Here is a 17,031-nt window from a genome sequence, read left to right as displayed (position 1 = left end):
CCATGACCGCCCCAAGCCCCGCCCCCGCCGCCGTCGAGCTGGTCCGTGTCCGCAAGGAATTCGGCAGCGCCGTCGGCGTCGCCGATGTGTCGCTGACCATCGGCCAGGGCGAGTTCCTGACCCTGCTCGGCCCCTCCGGCTGCGGCAAGTCGACCCTGCTCGGCATGATCGCCGGTTTCCTTACCCCCACCGCCGGCAAGATCGTGGTCGACGGCGTCGACATCACCGAGGTGGAACCCTACCGGCGCGACATCGGCATGGTGTTCCAGTCCTATGCGCTGTTTCCGCATATGAACGTGTTCGACAACATCGCCTTCGGCCTGCGCATGCGCAAACTGCCCAAGGCGGAGATCGCGAACGAGGTGCGCCGCGCCATCGCGATGATGAAGCTGGAAGGCTTCGAGGAGCGGCGGGTAAGCCAGCTTTCCGGCGGCCAGCGCCAGCGCGTCGCGCTCGCCCGCGCCACCGTCATCCGCCCCAAGGTGCTGCTGCTCGACGAACCGCTCTCCGCGCTCGACAAGAATCTGCGGGCGCAGATGCAGGTCGAATTGTCGGAACTGCACCGCAAGACCGGGCTCACCACCATTTTCGTCACCCATGACCAGGGCGAGGCGCTGAGCCTGTCCGACCGCATCGTGGTGATGAACCGGGGCGAGGTGCAGCAGGTGGCGACGCCGATCGAGCTCTACCGCACGCCGGCCAATGGCTTCGTCGCCTCCTTCATCGGCGAGATCAACGCCCTGCCGGTGGCGCGCTATGAGCGCGCTGGGGCGGAGGCGGCGCTGGTGCTGCCCGGCGCGGGGCGGCTCACCGCGCCGGCGCAGCCGCATTGGGGCTTCGGCCATGGGGCCGAGGTGCGCGCCTTTCTGCGCCCGGAACATGTGCGCCCGGCGCGGCCGGGCGAAGAGGGCGCCAATATCGTGCAGGGCGTGGTGGCGGCGCATATCTATCAGGGCTCGCACACCATCACCCGGGTGGAGGTGGCGGGGCTCGGCCTGGTCGAGACCCGGGTGACCGGCGCCGATATTGTCGGCGCGCACCCGGTCGGCGCGCCGGTCGCGCTGGTGCTCGATCTCGGCGAGGCGGTGCTGCTGGCGGCGCACTGAGCACCGCGCCCCTCCCCTCTCGCCGCCGCCGCGTGCCGGAGATATGGATTGACCCGCCGGGCCTGCTTCTACCGGCGGGAGTCGTCCATGAAATATGTTCTGCCCGGCCTGCTCTGCTTCAATGCCGGCTTCATCGACACAGCCGGCTTCGTCGCCCTGCACGGGCTGTTCGCCGCGCATGTGACCGGCAATCTCGTCACCTTCGCCGCCGCCATCGCGGAAGGGCGGATGCCCTCGATCTCGAAAATCATCGCGATCCCGGTGTTCTGCCTCGTCGTCATCGCCGCGCGGCTGCTGAGCCGGGCGCTGGTGACGCGGGGCTATGACGATTTCCGCATCCTGATGGCGGCGAAGCTGATCCTGCTCGCCCATGCGGCGCTGGTGGCGATCCAGCTCGGCGCGCCGCTGGCGGCCGATACGCCCAATGCCATCATGATGGGCATGACGCTGGTGAGCGCCATGGCGCTGCAGAACGCGCTGCACCGCACCCACCTTACCGATGCGCCGCCCTCCACCGTGATGACCGGCACCATCACCCAGCTCTTGCTCGACGTGACTCATGTCTGGAAGCCGCATCCCGGCGCCGATCACGGGCAGGTGCGCACGCGGCTGCGCCGCTTCGGCGTCTTCCTCGCCAGCTTCGCCGCCGGCTGCACCATAGCGGCGGTGCTGTATCTGCTGGCGGGAATGTGGTGCTTCCTGCTGCCGCCGCTGGTGGCGGTTATGGAAATCTATATGCTGCCGCCCCCGGCGGCGCCCGCCGGGGGCAAGGGCTAGAAATGCTCTAACTCTCTGATTATACGCAATTCCTGTCGCAAACCGCTCGGCGCTTTTGCGGGAATGGCTCCCGGCGCGGGGCGGGCGGAGCGTGCGCGATCCGCCCGCCCACCGCTCAGAGCGCCGCCAGCTCGGTGACGAACTTGGTGCGCAGGAAGGCGTCGAGCCCCTCGATGCCGCTTTCCGAGCCATAGCCGGATTCGTTGACACCGCCGAAGGGCGTTTCCGGCGTCGACACCGCCATGTGGTTGACGCCGACAAGGCCGGCATCGAGCGCTTCTTCCGTGCGCGCCGCCAGCGCGCCGGAACGGGTGAAGACGAAGGAGGCGAGGCCATAGGGCAGCGCATTGGCGCGCTCGATCACCTCGTCGAAGCCCGCGAAAGAGGTGAGAGGGGCGATGGGGCCGAAGGGCTCGTTCGACATGATCGCCGCATCGGCCGGCACGTCGGCGAGCACGGTCGGGGCGAAGAAGTGGCCCTGATTGCCGACGCGCGTGCCGCCCAGCTTCAGGCTCGCGCCCTTGGCGACGGCGTCGTTCACCAGTTCCTCCATCACGGCCAGCCGGCGGCGGGCGATCATCGGGCCCATATTGGTGCCAGCGTCGAGGCCGTTGCCGACCTTCAGCGCCGAGGCCAGTTCGACGAAGCGGGCGACGAAGGGCTGGTACAGCGATTCATGGATGAAGAAGCGGGTCGGCGAGGTGCAGACCTGGCCGGCATTGCGGAACTTGAACGCCACCAGCGTGCGGGCGGCCAGCTCCAGATCGGCATCGCCATGGACGATGACGGGCGCATGACCACCCAGCTCCATGGTGCAGCGCTTGAGCGTATCGGCGGAGAGCCGGGCGAGTTCCTTGCCCACGGCGGTGGAGCCGGTGAGCGTCACCGCCTTCGGGATCGGCGAGGCCAGCAGCACGCGGCTGACATGGGCCGGCGCGCCGAACACCATATTCAGCACGCCCGCCGGCAGGCCGGCCTCCTGGAAGCAGCGGGCGATGGCGACCGCCGTGCCGGGCGTCTCTTCCGCCGGCTTGATGATGATCGAGCAGCCCGCGCCGAGCGCGCCGGCGATCTTGCGGATGACGTTGGAGGACGGAAAGTTCCAGGCGGCGAAGGCCACCACCGGGCCGACCGGCTCCTTCAGCACCATCTGGCGGACATTGGCCATGCGGGCGGGCACGATGCGGCCATAGGCGCGCTTGCCTTCTTCCGCGTACCAGCGGGTGGCATCGGCGGCGAACTGCACCTCCGGCACGGCTTCGCCGAGCGGCTTGCCGTTCTCCAGCGTCAGGAGGCGGCCGATGCGCTCCTTGCGCGCCTCGATGAGGTCGGCGGCCTTCATCATCAGCGTGTAGCGCGCCTGCGCGGTCATCGCCTTCCAGACCTTGAAGCCGCGCTGGGCGGCGTCGAGCGCGCGGGCGAGATCGGCGTCGGAGGCGTGCGGCACGGTGGCGAGCACCTCGCCCGTCGCCGGGTTTTCCAGCGCCTCGCTCTTGCCCTCGGAGCCCTGGCACCAGGTGCCGTCGATCAGCAGCTCAATGGTTTCATCATAGGTGGAAAGGTCGGTCATGGGGGTCTCCGGTGCCTGAAAAGAAATGCGTGTCGGCGTCAGCGGCAGAGGAAGCCGTCGGGCAGAGGATCGCCCGCCGCCAGCACGAAACGGTGCTCGCCGGTGATGTGGGCGAGGCCGACAATATGCGGCGCGATGGCTCCCGGTTGGCCGTCGACCGCCCGCGCGGTGGCGGTGAAATCGACGCCAAGGATGTTGCGGGTGCGGATCGGCTGGTCGAGGCGCAGTTCGCCGCGCGCCACCATCTGCGCCAGCCGGGCGGAAGAGCCGGTGCCGCAGGGCGAGCGGTCGAACTTGTTGGATTCCAGCACCACGAGCTGGCGGCTCACCAGCCCCTCGTCGTCCGCCTCGGTCTCGTAGAACAGGATGGAATCGACCGGGCGCGAGGCGCCGGGCACCGCGCCGGCGGTGATCTTGGCGTTGAGCGCCGCCTTCAGCGCCGCGCCAACCGCCATGGCATGCGACACGCCGGACGGCGCCAGTTCCACCCCGGCGGCGCGGGCGGCGATGAGGCCGTACCAATTGCCGCCCCACACCACATCGGCACTGACATTCACGCCGGCGGCGGTGACAAGCACATTGCAGGCGGCGACATGGGCCGGGACATTCTCGAAGGTGACGGCGGCAACCATCCCCTGCTCGCGCTTCACATGCACGGTGATGATGCCGGCCGGCACTTCCAGCGTGAAGGAGGAGTGCGGCGCGTCCGCAGGGCCGATCAGCCCCATATGGTCGAGCGTGACCGCGAGCCCGATCGTCGCATGGCCGCACATCTCCAGATATTTGTAGCTGCCGAGGAAGAAGGCGCCGAAATCCGCCCGCGTGCTTTCCGTCATGACAACGCCCACCATCGCCGCATGGCCGCGCGGTTCATGCAGCAGGAAGGTGCGCAGCGGATCGAAGCGGGCGCGGAAATCCTCCGCCCGCGCCTCCACCGTGTCGCCCTTGAGCGGGGGCACGCCACCGGTGACGACGCGGGTGGGGTGCCCCGCCGTGTGGCTGTCGATGGTGGAAATCCAGCGCCTCATCGTCATGGCGGGGCCCTTTGCTAGCGGCCGGACTTGATGGTGTCGGCGATCTTCTCGCCGGCCATGATCGTCGTCAGCATGGTGTTGGCGCTGATGACCGCCGGCATGATCGAGGCATCGACCACGCGCAGCCCCTCGACGCCGATCACCCGCGCGGCGCTGTCGACCACGGCGCGCGGATCGTCCGGGCGGCCGATGCGGCAGGTGCCGGAAGCGTGCCAGCTTCCGCAGGCATTCTCGCGGATCCAGGCGCGCAGCCCCTCGCGGTCGGCCATCATCTCGCCTGCCTTGAGGCCGGGGGTGATGATGTTCTCGATCATCAGTTTGCGCGCCAGCGGGCCGGTGCCCATGATGCCGGCGGCCATCAGCGTCATGAACCAGTTGGTGCGGCTGACCGCCCCGAGCTTGCGCACGCGCTCGGAGAAGGTGGCGGGGAAGATGCTCTCGATCACGCCGTTCATCGCCGGATCGGTGACGATGCCCCACAGCCGGTGCATGCCGTCCTCCAGCCGCGCGAGGTCGCGCTCATCGGAAAGCTGGCGGAAATTGACGAAGGGCGCGGTCGCGGCGTCGCGTCCCTGCAGCCGCACCTCGCCGGTGGAATAGGGCCGGTTGACGCAGACGAGGATGGAGGCCAGCCGCCGGCCCAGCGGGTGCCAGGCGGCGCGGTTGGACGGCAGCACGAACATGTCGCCCGGCGTGGTGTCCGGCAGGCCGGACGAGTAGCGATAGCCGAGCTGGATGTGGCGGCGCTGGCTGGCCGGCAGGCGCGCGGATTTCGGCAGATAGGCGGCGAAGGCCACCATCGGGTGGTCCTGCAGGTTCTGACCGACGCCCGGCCGGTCCGCCCGCACATTGAGGCCGAACTCTTTGAGATGCGCCGCCGGGCCGATGCCGGCGCGCATCAGATGCGCCGGGGTCTGCAGCGCGCCGGTGGAGAGGATCACCTCGCGCGCGGTGAGGGTCACCGGCCCCTGCGGCCCCTGCGCCTTCAGCCCGGTGACGCGGCTTCCCTCGAACAGCAGCTCCGTCATCTCGGTTTCGGCGAGAATGGTGAGGTTCGGCCGGGCGCGCACCTCGCGGGTGAGATAGGCGCGGGCGGTGGAAACGCGCTTTCCCTCCACATTGTTGATGGTCATCGGGAAATAGCCGTCGTCGAAGACGCCGTTATGGTCCCGGATATTGGGCACGCCCTTCTTGTCGAGCACCTTCGCCACGGTTTTGGCGAAGGGCGACCAGTCCTGTTCCGGGATGCGGCGCAGCGGCAGCGGGCCGTGGCTGCCATGGAGCTGGCTGTCGCCATAATCGAGGTCGGTTTCGAGCTTGCGGAAATAGGGCAGCACATCGTCCCAGCCCCAGCCCTCGGCGCCGTCCTCGCGCCAGTGCTCATAGTCCCAGGGCACGCCGCGAAAGGCGAACTGGCCATTGATCGAGGTGCCCCCGCCCATCACCCGCGCCTGCTCATAGCGCCGCCCCGCCGCGCCGGGCTTGGGGTCGTTGAGGTGGATGGACAGGTTCTGCCAGTGATAGAGCCGGTTGAAATAGGCGACGATCGGATAGGCGTCGAGCGTGTCGGCCGGCTCAAGGCCGGGCGGCGTGTCGCGCCCGGCCTCGATCAGCGCCACCTTGAGGTTCGAGGCTTCCGACAGCCGGCTGGCCAGCACGGCACCCGCCGCGCCGCCGCCGACGACGATGTAGTCATATGCGTGTTCGGACATTTTTTCAGCCGTGGTTGAGCCAGACGGTCTTGAAGCGCAGGAAGCCTTCGAGCCCCGCGCGCCCCATTTCCTTGCCGAAGCCGGAGCCGGCGAAGCCGCCCTGCGGGGTGGCGAAATCGGGCTGGCGGCCATGGCCGTTGACCCAGACCGTGCCGGCGCTGAGGCGGGCGGGCAGCGCCAGCGCCTTGGCGGCGCTTGTGGTGTAGAGGCTGGCGGCGAGCGCGTAGCTGGGATGGTTGGCCATCGCCAGCGCCTCGTCCTCGTCGTCATAGGCGTAGACGGAGAGCACCGGGCCGAAGAATTCCTCGCGGAAGCCGACCGACGTATCGGGCACGCCCGAAAGCACGGTCGGCTCGACATAGGCGCCGGCGTTCATGTTCGCGCAGCGCCGGCCGCCGGTGAGCACGGTGGCGCCGTCGGCCACCGTCTCCGCCAGCATGCGGTCGATGCGCGCCGCCTGCTTCTCGCTGATGATTGGCGGCAGGCTCGCGCGCGTGTCCCAGGTGGGGCCGGCGACGCGCGCCTGCGCGAGGCCGATGATCTTGTCGGTGAGTTCGTCCAGCAGCCGGCGCGGCGCGATCAGCCGCGTGCCGGCGGTGCAGACCTGGCCGGCATTGGCGAGGAAACCGCCGGCGATGGTGGCGGCGAGCGCGTCGAGGTCGTGCGCGTCGTCCATGACGAGCTGGGGCGTCTTGCCGCCGAGTTCCAGCGTGAGCGGCTTGGTGCCGGTCATCGCCGCATCCGCCATCACCCGCGCGCCGGTGGCGGAGGAGCCGGTGAAGGTGATCTTGCCCGTGAGCGGGTGGCACACCAGCGCCGAGCCGGTGGCGCCGGCGCCCTGCACCACATTGAACAGGCCGGCGGGCAGACCCGCCTCGATGGCGAGTTCGGCGATCATGACAGCCGAGGAGGGCGTCAGCTCGGAAGGCTTCAGCACCACCGCATTGCCGGTCACCAGCGCCGGCGCCGACTTCCAGATGGCGTTGATGGCGGGGAAGTTGAACGGGGCGATGGAGGCGACGACGCCATAGGGCTCCGGCTTGAGGAAGGTGGTGCCGCTGTTCGCTCCGGCGATCAGCGAGCCCTCGATCTTGTCGGCCCATTCGGCGAAATAGCGCACGGCGCCCGCCGCGCGGACGAGGTCGCGGGTGAGGACGTCGGCCACCGGCCGGGTCGTCGTCGCCGCTTCCAGCCGCCCGAGCTCGGTGCGCCGCGCGTCGATGAGGTCGGCCCATGCCTTCAGCACCCGCGCCCGCTCCAGCGCCGTGGCGGTGGCCCAGCCGGACGCGGTGCGGGCCTTGGCGGCGCTGCGCATCGCTGCGTCCACCAGCGCCTCGTCCGCCGCGCGGATCGTGCCGATCGCCGCGCCGTCGGACGGGCGGATGAGCGCGATTTCCGCGCCGTCGCCGGCGAGGCGCCGCCCGTCGATCAGGTGATCGGTGATGGCGGTGACGCCGTTCGGGTCGAAATCGTGGGACATGAGCCTCTCCTGCACCCGCTTGCTCAGACGCCCGTGAGGCGGAAGCCCTGCTGGAACGGGTCGTTGGGATCGAGGAAGAAGTTGAAGCTGCCGGTGAGATAGGCCGAGCCGGTGACGGTGCAGCGGATCGCCGGCAGGTCGCCGACGGTGGCCTCGCCATGGATCTCGCCGGTGAACACGGTGTCGAGGATGCCGGCATGGCGGAAGCTGTCGCCCACCTTCAGCTCGCCCTTGCCGTGCAGCATGGCCATGCGCGAGGCGGTGCCGGTGCCGCAGGGGGAACGGTCGATCACGGTCGGCGGGCAGACGACGACGTTCTTGCCGTCGAAGCGCACGCCGTCACCCTCGCCAACGATCTCGATCTGGTAGATCTCGTTGACATGGGCCAGCGTCGGGTGCTGGACCGGAATGTCCTTCAGCCCGGCGCGCAGCTCCGCCGCCGCGCTCACCAGCGCCCAGGCATTGTCGGTGGTCAGGTCGAGGCCGAGGTCGGCGCCCTTGACGATGAGGTAGAAATCGCCGCCGAAGGCGATGTCGGCGCGGACCTTGCCGAAGCTCCTGGTCTCCACCATCACGTCGCGCTGGTGGAGGAAGCTCAGCGGCATTTCCAGCGTGACGGAAACGGCGCGGCCATTCTCCACCTTCACCCGCGCCGGGACGACGCCGGCCGGCGTGTCGAGCCGCACCAGCGTCTCGCCTTCCTGCGCAGTTATGTAGCCGGCTTCGACCGCGATAGTGGCGACCGCCATGGCGCAGTGGCCGCACATCGGCGGATAGGTATCCGGCTCAAGAATGAGCATGCCGATATCGGCGTTGGGCGAACAGGCTTCGGTGAGCACGGCGGCCGGCATGTTGAACGAGCCGCGCGGCTCGAACAGCACGAGCTGGCGCAGCCAGTCGCGGCTCATCAGATCGGCGCGCTTTTCCACCATGGTGGCGCCGCGGATCGGCCCGAAGCCGGAGGTGATGAGGCGCAGCGGGCAGCCGGCGGTGTGGGAATCGATGCCCTGGATGATGCGGGTCGAGCGCATGGGAATGTCCGTTCAGGCGAGCGTGTTGATGAGGGCGGCGACGTCGGCCTCGGCGAGGATCTTCGCCACGGAAGCCTGCTGCGCGTCGGTGAAGGGCAGCAGCGGCTCGCGCGGAATGCCCACGGGCTGGCCGAGCGCGTTCATCGCCGCCTTGATGCCGGCATAGAAGCTGCCGCTCTTGAAGCAGCGATAGATGGCGAACAAGGCCGGCTCCAGCCGGTCCGCCGTGGCGGCGTCGCCCGCGGCGCAGGCGTCGAAATAGGCGCGCACGAGGCGGCCGGAGAGCTGGTGCGCCATGGCGACGACGCCGACCACGCCGAGCGGCAGGGAGGAGCGGATCATCGTCTCATAGCCGACGAACACCGCCAGCTCGCCCTTCACCTTCTGGCACAGCTCGGCGACCTGCTGGATGTCGCCGGAGGAATCCTTGATGGCGACGACATTCGGAATCTCCGCGAGGCGCGCCACCAGATCGGGGGTGATGTTGACGCCGATGCGGACCGGGCTGTTGTAGAGCATGACCGGCAGGCCGGAGGCGGCGCAGATGCGGCGGTAGAAATGCTCGGCCTCGCGCAGATCGGGCTTCGCGTAGATCGGCGGCAGGGCAAGGATACCGTCGCAGCCCGTGGTCTCGGCCGCCTTTGTCAGTTCCAGCACCACATCGGTGTGGAGGTCGGAGACTCCCGCCAGCACCGGCACGCGGCCGGCGGCGACCTTCACCGTCGCTTCGAACAGCTTCACCCGCTCGGCGACGCTCATGGCGTAGAACTCGCCGGTCGAGCCGCAGACGATGAGGCCGTCGGCGCCATTGGCGATATTGGCCTCGGCCAGCGCCTCGAAGCGCGGGAAGTCGATCGGCCCCTCGGGCAGGAAGGGGGTGACGAGGACACTGTGAATGCCCTGCCAGTTGGTCTTGCTCATGTGCGGTCTCGTTTCAGGAAGGCTGTGTCGGGACAGAGCGGGGGCGTGGCGTGGCACGCGGCCCCGCGCGGAAGACGTTCGAGGTGTGGAAGGCGCCGGGCGGCGCGTCAGGTCTGAAGCAGCGGGCGCATCAGCTCGGCGGTGGCGTGGAAACGGTTGACGAAGGCGCGCACGCGCTCAATGGTGGGATGCAGCAGCACCTCCTGCGGCGTGCCCTCGGCGCAGATCGCGCCCTGATCAAGGAACACGACGCGGGTGGCGACCTCCAGCGCGAAGCCCAGCTCATGGGTGACGACCAGCATCGTCATCCCCTCGCGGGCCAGCGTGATCATGGTGTTGAGCACCTCGCCGACCAGCTCCGGGTCGAGCGCGGAGGTCGGCTCGTCGAACAGCATCAGCGAGGGGCGCATATTGAGCGCGCGGGCGATGGACACGCGCTGCTTCTGCCCGCCCGACAGCCGGCCGGGCATGCGGTCGGCGAACTCGGCCATGCCGACCTTGGCGAGCAGGTCCATGGCGCGGGCGCGGTTGGTGGCGTCCGCCTCGCCCAGCACGGTGCGCGGGCCTTCCATCACATTGGCCAGCACGTTCATGTGCGGGAACAGGTTGAACTGCTGGAACACCATGCCGACGCGGCTGCGCATGGCGGCGACTTCGCGGCCGCTGATGCGGGCATTGTCGTGCCCGTCCGGCGCCCGGTCGAAAATGGTCGAGCCGTCGACGGTGATGCGGCCGGAGGCGGGCTGTTCCAGCAGGTTGACGCAGCGCAGCAGCGTGGTCTTGCCCGAGCCGGACGAGCCGAGCAGCGCCACCACCTCGCCGGGATAGACGGTGAGGTCGATGCCCTTGAGCACCTCATGCGAGCCGTAGCGCTTGCGGAGCTGGCTCACCTCGACCAGCGCGGGGGCGTCGGCGGGAAGACGGGTCATGGCGGGGCCCCCTCTCAGTGACGGCGCATCTCGAGCCGGCGCGCGAGATAGTTGGAGGGAATGAGAACGGCGAGGAAGATGAGGCCGACGACGGTGTAGACCTCCATCGGCCGGTAGGTGAAGGAGGAGACGTAGCTTGCCTGGTAGAGCAGGTCCGGCACGGTGAGCACCGAGAGCAGCGTGGTGTTCTTCATCTGGATGATGGTCTGGCCGGCAAGCGGCGGGATCATCTGGCGCAACGCCTGCGGCAGGATGATGCGGCGCATCGCCTGCCAGGAGCGCATGCCCAGCGCCTTGGCCGCGTCCGCCTGCCCATGGTCGAGTGCCTGGATGCCGGCGCGCAGGATTTCGGCATAGTACGCCCCGCCATAGAGGCTGAGGGCGAGAATGCCCGCCGCCTGCTTGGAAATATTGATGCCGGCGAAGATCGGCAGCGCGTAATAGCTCCACAGCAGCCACACCAGCAGCGGCACGTTGCGGAAGAACTCGACGAACAGCATGCCGATGATGCGCAGCGCCTTGAGCGGCGAGAGCTGCACCAGCGCGATCAGCAGCCCGACGATCAGGCCGAGGACGCAGGTGATCACCGTGTATTCGAGGGTGACGACCAGTCCCCAGGCGAACAGATGGGCGTTTTGGGTGATGACGGACCAGTCGAACACGGCGCAGCGACCTTGCGGGGGAGGGAAAGGCCGGTGCCGGCGGCAGGCGCCGGCACCGTAGGTAACGTCGACGAGGGGGACGACGTCAGAAGTTGAACTCGGGCGGCAGCACCGAGAGGTCGATGCCGCGCGCCTCGAAGGCCTTTCGCAGCTTGCCCTGGGCCAGGCCGAGGGCGCGCTGCTGGTTCACCCAGTTGGTGAGCCAGTTCTCGTAGCCCTCATTGCCTTCCTCGCGGCGCATGCCGATGGTCGCGGGGTTGAGCAGCATCGGGCTCGGCAGCACGATCTGGCCGTTGATCGCCTTGGACACGTCGATGGCGTCGAACACGGCGAGGATCATGGCATCGGCGCGGTTGGCCTGAAGCTCCATGATGCCGAGCGGGCGGTCTTCCACCACGATGATGTTGGCCTTCGGCGTCAGCGCCTCGGCGACGACCTGCATCGTGCCGCCCTTCTGCACGACGATGCGCACCGACGGGTCGTTCAGCTCGGCCCAGGTCTTCTTGGCGAAGCCCGGCTTGGTGACGATGGCCCAGGCATCGGTGAACAGCGGCACGCTGAGATAGTCCACCACCAGGCCGCGCTTGGGGTTCGGGTTCAGGCCGAAGGCGATGTCGATCTTGTTGGCCTGGAAGTCGGCGGCGAGGTTGCCCCAGGTGGTTTCAACCGGCACGACCTTGACGTTGAGCAGGGTGGCGATGTCGTTCGCCCAGTCCATGTAGAAGCCGCTCCACGCGCCGGTGTTGCGGTCGCGGATATAGCCCGGCTCCTCGCCGATCATGACCGGCACGCGCAGCTCGCCGCTCTTGCGGATGCGGTCGAGCACGAGGTTCGGATCGGCGGCGAAGGCGGACTGGAAGGTCGAGAACGCCAGCACGACGGCGCCGACGAACATGAGGACGAAAGAGCGGAAAAGCGAGCCGGCGGCCGGAGACGGCCGGAGGGACGAGGCGGTGGTCATCGTCGGTTCCCTAGTTCTCTGGTTTGGTGTTGAGGCGAGGCCTATCGCAGGAAGCCGCTGCCGAGCGGATCGCCCATCTCCTGGATGAGCGTCGCCACGGCTTTCAGATGCGCGCGTCCCGTGATCCGGGTCGTGGCGGCCACGGCACCGCCGGCGCCGTGGGTCAGGGTGATGAGTTCGCCGGACAGGCGCCCGCCGAACAGGCTGACCGCGTCGAGCCGCGTCCCCGGCTGCGCGGCGCCGGTGGCGGCGCGCAAGGCGAGGAGGCAGGCAAGGCCGGCGACGCCGGGGGAGCGGTCGAATTTCTGCCGATCAATGGCGAGGAACTGGCGCACCGCGCCGGCCTCGTCCGTGCCGTGAAACAGCACGGAATCGACGCTGGGCTGCGCCCCGCGCCGGCGCGGCAGCGCCTCGTTGAGATGGCGGCGCAGGCTGTCACCCAGGGCGAGCAGCCGGTCGATATGGCTCGCCTCCAGCGTCAGCCCGGCGGCCTGCGCGTCGACGAGCGCGGTGCAGTCGCCGCACATGGCGATGGCGACATCGAGGTCCAGCCCGTCGATCGCCACGCGCCGGCCCGCCTCCGCGATGAGGGCGGGCGGCATGTCGAGGGCGATGGCGTCGGCGTCGCCGTCCACACCCACCTCGACGCTGAGGATGCCGTTCGGTACCTCGATGGTGAAGCGCGTGTGGCGGGTGAGGCGGCCGAGCGCCCGCAGCGCGGCGGTGTAGCCCATGATGGCGTGGCCGCACAGGCCGGGATAGCCATAGGAGGAGATGAAGAAGGCGCCGAAATCCGCCGCGCTGGAGGCCACCGGCACCAGACCGAAGGCGCCGGAATGGCCGCGCGGCTCGTGCAGCAGCATCGGGCGCAGGCTGTCATAGCGCTCCGCGAACTGCCGCGCCTTGCCGGCGACGCTGTCGGCGTCCAGCCCTTCCAGCGGCTCGATCAGAATATGGGTCGGATGGCCCTCGGTGTGGGTTTCGATGACGCGGAAGGTGCGCGCGCCCGAGGGCAGCTCCAGGCTGAGCGCACCCTCGCCAATGCCCTCGCCAATGCCGGCGCCGAGGCCGAGCCGGCGGTCGCTGCGCTCGAAGCTCATGGAGGAGAGGCGGTCGCTGTCGGTGTTGATCCACAGCACCTTGGCCGGCACCGGCCCGGTGTTGCGCCAGCGATGGGCGATGCGGCTGTTGAAATAGGCGCCGTCGCCGGGGTTCAGCACCTCGGCGTCGCGGTCGGCGAGCGCGAGTTCGAGCGAGCCTTCCAGCACATAGATCAGTTCCTCGCCCTCATGGGCGTAGAAGCCGTCGCTCTCGCGCTCGGGGTCGATGGTCCACACCTCCGCATCCATCAGCCGCTGCGAGACGGTGAGCTGCTCGATGGTGACGCCGGGGCCGAAGGAGCCGACGATGCGCCCCTGCCCCCGGCGCACCACGGGAAAATCGCGCCCCTTGGTGCCGCCGAGCAGTTCCGCCAGCGTGCGGCCGAACACTTCGGCGATGGCGTTGAGCCGCGCTGGCGACAGGAAGGCGACGCCGCGCTCGAACATGGAGAGATGCGAGGTGGCGATGTCGGTGCGCTCGGACAATTCGCGCAGCGACATGCCCGCTTCCTGGCGCAGGCCACGCACGCGGGCGCCGAGATGGTTGAAGGCGACCGGCGCCGCCTCGCCTTCCGGTGCGGGAGCGGCCTCCTCCTCGCTGTCGAGCAGCCGGCGGATGGCGGAAAGGCTCTGGCCGTCGACGCGGCGCATGCGGTCGATGCGGCGCACCCGCTCGATCTCCGCCTCGCCATAGGAACGATGCCCGCCGGCCGACTTGCTGGGGGTCAGCAGGCCCTGATTCTCCCAGGAGCGCAGGGTCGACACCGCAATGCCGGTCACCTTGGCGACATGGCCGATGGAGAAGGGGAAGCGGGCGGCCGGCTGGGTCATGCGGTCTACATACCGTTTGTAGAAACACCGAACATGCGCAGACGGTATGCGGATTTATTGAACGAGTCAATCGACGCGGCGGGCGCATTTACCACCGAACGCTGCCGCAGCGGCCGGCGCACCGCTTGTGCGCCCTCTGCAACTGGTATAATGACTATCTCAAGATATGAGTGAGCAGAGACTCACCATAGAGGAAACGCACGACAGGCTGGGCGGCGCGCATATGCGCGGCGGAGCGGCCTTGCGTGCCGAGCCAGGACAGCCGCATGCCCGCGCCCCACCGGATCGAAGCCGACTATCTGATCGAGACCGCCTATGATCCCCGCCGCGCCGCCGAGGCGATGGCGGGCGAACAGTCCAGCGGTACCTTCGTCGCCATTCCCGGCGAGACGCCGGAGCTGAAGGAGCGTTCCGCCGCCCGGATCGAGGCGCTGGAACTCGTGGGCACCGCGGAGGCCCCCTCCCTGCCCGGCGCCGGCCATCCCGCGGGCGGGGTGATCCAGCGGGCGCGCGTCACCCTTTCCTGGCCGATGGACAATCTCGGCCCCTCACTGCCGAACCTGCTGGCGACCGTGGCCGGCAATCTGTTCGAACTGAAGCAGTTCTCCGGCCTGCGCCTTCTCGACATCCGCCTGCCGCAGGATTTCGCACAGGCCTATGGCGGGCCGAAATTCGGCATCGCCGGCACGCGCCGTCTCGCCGGGGTCGAGGGGCGGCCGATCATCGGCACCATCGTCAAGCCGAGCGTCGGCTTCGGGCCGACCGAGACGGCGGACCTTGTGAAGCTGCTGGCGGAAGCGGGCATCGACTTCATCAAGGACGACGAATTGCAGTCCGACGGCCCGCATTGCCGCTTCGAGGACCGGGTGCGCGCGGTGATGCGCGTCATCAACGACCATGCCGACCGCACCGGCAAGAAGGTGATGTTCGCCTTCAACCTGACTGGCGAAATCGACCAGATGCGCCGCCGCCACGATCTCGTGCAGGAACTCGGCGGCACCTGCGTCATGGCCAGCCTCAACTCGGTCGGCCTTGTCGGCATGATCGAACTCGGCCGCTTCACCGAGCTGCCGCTGCACGCCCACCGCAATGGCTGGGGCTATCTCTCGCGCGCGCCGATGCTCGGCTGGTCCTATGTCGCCTGGCAGAAGATCTGGCGGCTGGCCGGTGCCGACCACATGCATGTGAACGGCCTCGCCAACAAGTTCTCCGAGGCTGACGACAGCGTCATCGCCTCCGCCCGCGAGTGCCTCACCCCCCTGTTCGACGACAAGCCCTGCATCGCCATGCCGGTGTTCTCCTCCGGCCAGTCGGCCAAGCAGGCGCCGGGCACCTATGCCGCGCTGGGCTCCGCCGACCTGATCTTCGCCGCCGGCGGCGGCATCATGGCCCATCCGGACGGCCCGGCGGCGGGCGTCGCCTCGCTGCGCGAGGCGTGGGAAGCGGCGATGACCGGCGTGCCGCTGCCCGACTACGCCCGCGACCACACCGCGCTCGCCCGCGCGCTGGAGACCTATGCGGCATGAGCCCGGCGCCCGCCACCTCCCCTGCGCTGCCGGACGGCCCGCTCGTCGCCTTCTATGGCGACGACTACACCGGCTCGTCGGCGGTGATGGAGGTGCTGAGCTTCGCCGGCCTGCCGACCGTGCTGTTCCTCGAACCGCCGACGCCGGCGCGGCTCGCCCGCTTCGAGGGGATGCGGGCCATCGGCGTTGCCGGCATCGCCCGCTCGCAGCCGCCGGAATGGATGGATGAGGCGCTGCCGCCGATCTTCGAGCAACTGGCCGCGCTGAACGCGCCGATCAGCCATTACAAGGTGTGCTCGACCTTCGATTCCTCGCCCGAGATCGGCTCCATCGGCCGCGCGGCGGAAATCGGCGAGCGCATTCTCGGCGGCGACTGGCACCCGCTCATTGTCGGCGCCCCGGCCATCGCCCGCTACCAGGCCTTCGGCAACCTCTTCGCCGCGATTGACGGCAGCGGCTACCGGCTCGACCGCCACCCTGTCATGGCGCGCCACCCGGTGACGCCAATGAACGAGGCGGATGTGCGCCTTCACCTCGCGCGGCAGACGGAGATGCCGGTCGGCCTCGTCGATTTCGTCGCCATGAAGACCGGAAGGGCCGAGGCGCAACTCGCCGCCGAGCGCGCGGCCGGCGCTCGCATCCTCGCGCTCGACGTGCTCGACGACGAGACGCTGGCGCAGGCCGGGCGGCTGGTGTGGGAACAGCGCGGCGAGCGGCTGTTCGCCCTCGGCTCGCAGGGGCTGGAATATGCGCTGGTCGCCTATTGGCGCCGCGCCGGGCTTCTGGCAGCGGAAGCGCCGACGGCACCGCCGGCGCGGGCCGCGCGCATCGCCGTCGTCTCCGGTTCGTGTTCCCCGATCACGGCGGTGCAGATCGGCCACGCATTGGAGAACGGCTTCGAGGGCATAAGGCTCGACGCGACGCACGCGGTGGATGCGGGCGCCTGGAAAGCCGAAATCGCGCGCGGCACGGCGGCGGCGCTCACCGCGCTGGAGGCCGGCCGCGACCCGCTCATCTTCACCGCCAGCGGCCCGGATGACCCGGCGGTGCCGGCGCTCGGCCACGCGATCGACGCGGCAGGCGCCGCCCCGGCGCAAGTCAACGCCCGCATCGGCGACGGGCTCGGGCGGGTGCTGGATGCGGTGGTCGAGCGGGCCGGGCTGACGCGCGCCGTGATTTCCGGCGGCGACACGTCGGGCCATGCCGGCATGGCGCTCGGCATCTATGCCGTGACCGCGCTGGCGCCGCTCGCGCCGGGCTCACCGCTCTGCCGCGCCTATGCGGAAGGGCCTCATGACGGGCTCGAAATCACGTTCAAGGGCGGCCAGATGGGCCGGCCGGACTTCTTCAGCGCTGCCAAAGGCGGCGCCAACCATTGACCCAAGGGAGAG

General features: G+C 69.2%; 14 protein-coding genes. 4 read left to right on the top strand and 10 right to left on the bottom strand.

Annotated features, from left to right (window positions below):
* Window positions 1–2: 2 nt before the first annotated feature.
* On the top strand, window positions 3–1,106 hold the full coding sequence (locus AAC979_RS01125; RefSeq protein ID WP_371344985.1) for an ABC transporter ATP-binding protein: 1,104 nt from the start codon (window positions 3–5) through the stop codon (window positions 1,104–1,106).
* 87 nt (window positions 1,107–1,193) lie between these two features.
* Window positions 1,194–1,883, top strand: coding sequence for a YoaK family protein (locus AAC979_RS01120; RefSeq protein ID WP_371344984.1), 690 nt, complete (start codon window positions 1,194–1,196; stop codon window positions 1,881–1,883).
* Window positions 1,884–1,998: 115 nt separating this feature from the next.
* On the opposite strand, the gene AAC979_RS01115 is transcribed toward AAC979_RS01120, so the two are convergent.
* The 10 genes from AAC979_RS01115 to AAC979_RS01070 all read right to left on the bottom strand — a co-directional run bounded on the left by AAC979_RS01115 (window position 1,999) and on the right by AAC979_RS01070 (window position 14,114).
* Complete coding sequence (locus tag AAC979_RS01115) at window positions 1,999–3,453, bottom strand: NAD-dependent succinate-semialdehyde dehydrogenase (RefSeq protein ID WP_371344983.1); 1,455 nt, start codon at window positions 3,451–3,453, stop codon at window positions 1,999–2,001.
* Between the two features lie 38 nt (window positions 3,454–3,491).
* On the bottom strand, window positions 3,492–4,487 hold the full coding sequence (locus AAC979_RS01110; RefSeq protein WP_371344982.1) for a proline racemase family protein: 996 nt from the start codon (window positions 4,485–4,487) through the stop codon (window positions 3,492–3,494).
* A gap of 14 nt (window positions 4,488–4,501) precedes the next feature.
* On the bottom strand, window positions 4,502–6,199 hold the full coding sequence (locus AAC979_RS01105; RefSeq protein WP_371344981.1) for a GMC family oxidoreductase: 1,698 nt from the start codon (window positions 6,197–6,199) through the stop codon (window positions 4,502–4,504).
* Window positions 6,200–6,203: 4 nt separating this feature from the next.
* Window positions 6,204–7,679 carry an aldehyde dehydrogenase gene (locus AAC979_RS01100; RefSeq protein ID WP_371344980.1) on the bottom strand — a complete coding sequence of 492 codons (1,476 nt, stop codon included), beginning with the start codon at window positions 7,677–7,679 and terminating at the stop codon, window positions 6,204–6,206.
* Between the two features lie 23 nt (window positions 7,680–7,702).
* On the bottom strand, window positions 7,703–8,710 hold the full coding sequence (locus tag AAC979_RS01095; protein WP_371344979.1) for a proline racemase family protein: 1,008 nt from the start codon (window positions 8,708–8,710) through the stop codon (window positions 7,703–7,705).
* Between the two features lie 12 nt (window positions 8,711–8,722).
* Window positions 8,723–9,631 carry a 4-hydroxy-tetrahydrodipicolinate synthase gene (dapA, locus tag AAC979_RS01090; RefSeq protein WP_244378377.1) on the bottom strand — a complete coding sequence of 303 codons (909 nt, stop codon included), beginning with the start codon at window positions 9,629–9,631 and terminating at the stop codon, window positions 8,723–8,725.
* 107 nt (window positions 9,632–9,738) lie between these two features.
* The gene (locus AAC979_RS01085) at window positions 9,739–10,560 is read right to left on the bottom strand and encodes an amino acid ABC transporter ATP-binding protein (RefSeq protein WP_371344978.1); all 822 of its coding nucleotides are present in this window, start codon (window positions 10,558–10,560) and stop codon (window positions 9,739–9,741) included.
* Window positions 10,561–10,574: 14 nt separating this feature from the next.
* On the bottom strand, window positions 10,575–11,222 hold the full coding sequence (locus AAC979_RS01080; protein WP_371344977.1) for an amino acid ABC transporter permease: 648 nt from the start codon (window positions 11,220–11,222) through the stop codon (window positions 10,575–10,577).
* Between the two features lie 85 nt (window positions 11,223–11,307).
* Window positions 11,308–12,183 carry a transporter substrate-binding domain-containing protein gene (locus AAC979_RS01075; RefSeq protein ID WP_371344976.1) on the bottom strand — a complete coding sequence of 292 codons (876 nt, stop codon included), beginning with the start codon at window positions 12,181–12,183 and terminating at the stop codon, window positions 11,308–11,310.
* Window positions 12,184–12,224: 41 nt separating this feature from the next.
* Window positions 12,225–14,114, bottom strand: a complete 1,890-nt coding sequence (locus AAC979_RS01070; protein ID WP_371344975.1) for a proline racemase family protein — start codon at window positions 14,112–14,114, stop codon at window positions 12,225–12,227.
* 266 nt (window positions 14,115–14,380) lie between these two features.
* Here AAC979_RS01070 and AAC979_RS01065 point away from each other — a divergent pair, with 266 nt between their 5' ends.
* Both AAC979_RS01065 and AAC979_RS01060 read left to right on the top strand, forming a co-directional pair.
* Entirely contained in the window at window positions 14,381–15,640 is a 1,260-nt protein-coding gene (locus AAC979_RS01065) for a ribulose-bisphosphate carboxylase large subunit family protein (protein ID WP_371344974.1), read from the top strand.
* Entirely contained in the window at window positions 15,637–17,019 is a 1,383-nt protein-coding gene (locus AAC979_RS01060; protein WP_371344973.1) for a four-carbon acid sugar kinase family protein, read from the top strand. The genes AAC979_RS01065 and AAC979_RS01060 overlap by 4 nt, the downstream gene beginning before the upstream one ends.
* The last annotated feature ends 12 nt before the right edge of the window (window positions 17,020–17,031 follow it).

It is taken from the genome of Ancylobacter sp. IITR112, from assembly GCF_041415945.1.
In the GTDB taxonomy this organism is placed as follows: domain Bacteria; phylum Pseudomonadota; class Alphaproteobacteria; order Rhizobiales; family Xanthobacteraceae; genus Ancylobacter.
This window is presented reverse-complemented; position numbering and strand designations above follow the sequence as displayed.

Bases quoted from the DNA above. Each gene is read 5' to 3' on its own strand.
- AAC979_RS01125 (WP_371344985.1), top strand. From the start codon at position 3: ATGACCGCCCCAAGCCCCGCCCCCGCCGCCGTCGAGCTGGTCCGTGTC.
- AAC979_RS01120 (WP_371344984.1), top strand. From the start codon at position 1,194: ATGAAATATGTTCTGCCCGGCCTGCTCTGCTTCAATGCCGGCTTCATC.
- AAC979_RS01115 (WP_371344983.1), bottom strand. From the start codon at position 3,453: ATGACCGACCTTTCCACCTATGATGAAACCATTGAGCTGCTGATCGAC.
- AAC979_RS01110 (WP_371344982.1), bottom strand. From the start codon at position 4,487: ATGACGATGAGGCGCTGGATTTCCACCATCGACAGCCACACGGCGGGG.
- AAC979_RS01105 (WP_371344981.1), bottom strand. From the start codon at position 6,199: ATGTCCGAACACGCATATGACTACATCGTCGTCGGCGGCGGCGCGGCG.
- AAC979_RS01100 (WP_371344980.1), bottom strand. From the start codon at position 7,679: ATGTCCCACGATTTCGACCCGAACGGCGTCACCGCCATCACCGATCAC.
- AAC979_RS01095 (WP_371344979.1), bottom strand. From the start codon at position 8,710: ATGCGCTCGACCCGCATCATCCAGGGCATCGATTCCCACACCGCCGGC.
- dapA (WP_244378377.1), bottom strand. From the start codon at position 9,631: ATGAGCAAGACCAACTGGCAGGGCATTCACAGTGTCCTCGTCACCCCC.
- AAC979_RS01085 (WP_371344978.1), bottom strand. From the start codon at position 10,560: ATGACCCGTCTTCCCGCCGACGCCCCCGCGCTGGTCGAGGTGAGCCAG.
- AAC979_RS01075 (WP_371344976.1), bottom strand. From the start codon at position 12,183: ATGACCACCGCCTCGTCCCTCCGGCCGTCTCCGGCCGCCGGCTCGCTT.
- AAC979_RS01070 (WP_371344975.1), bottom strand. From the start codon at position 14,114: ATGACCCAGCCGGCCGCCCGCTTCCCCTTCTCCATCGGCCATGTCGCC.
- AAC979_RS01065 (WP_371344974.1), top strand. From the start codon at position 14,381: ATGCCCGCGCCCCACCGGATCGAAGCCGACTATCTGATCGAGACCGCC.
- AAC979_RS01060 (WP_371344973.1), top strand. From the start codon at position 15,637: ATGAGCCCGGCGCCCGCCACCTCCCCTGCGCTGCCGGACGGCCCGCTC.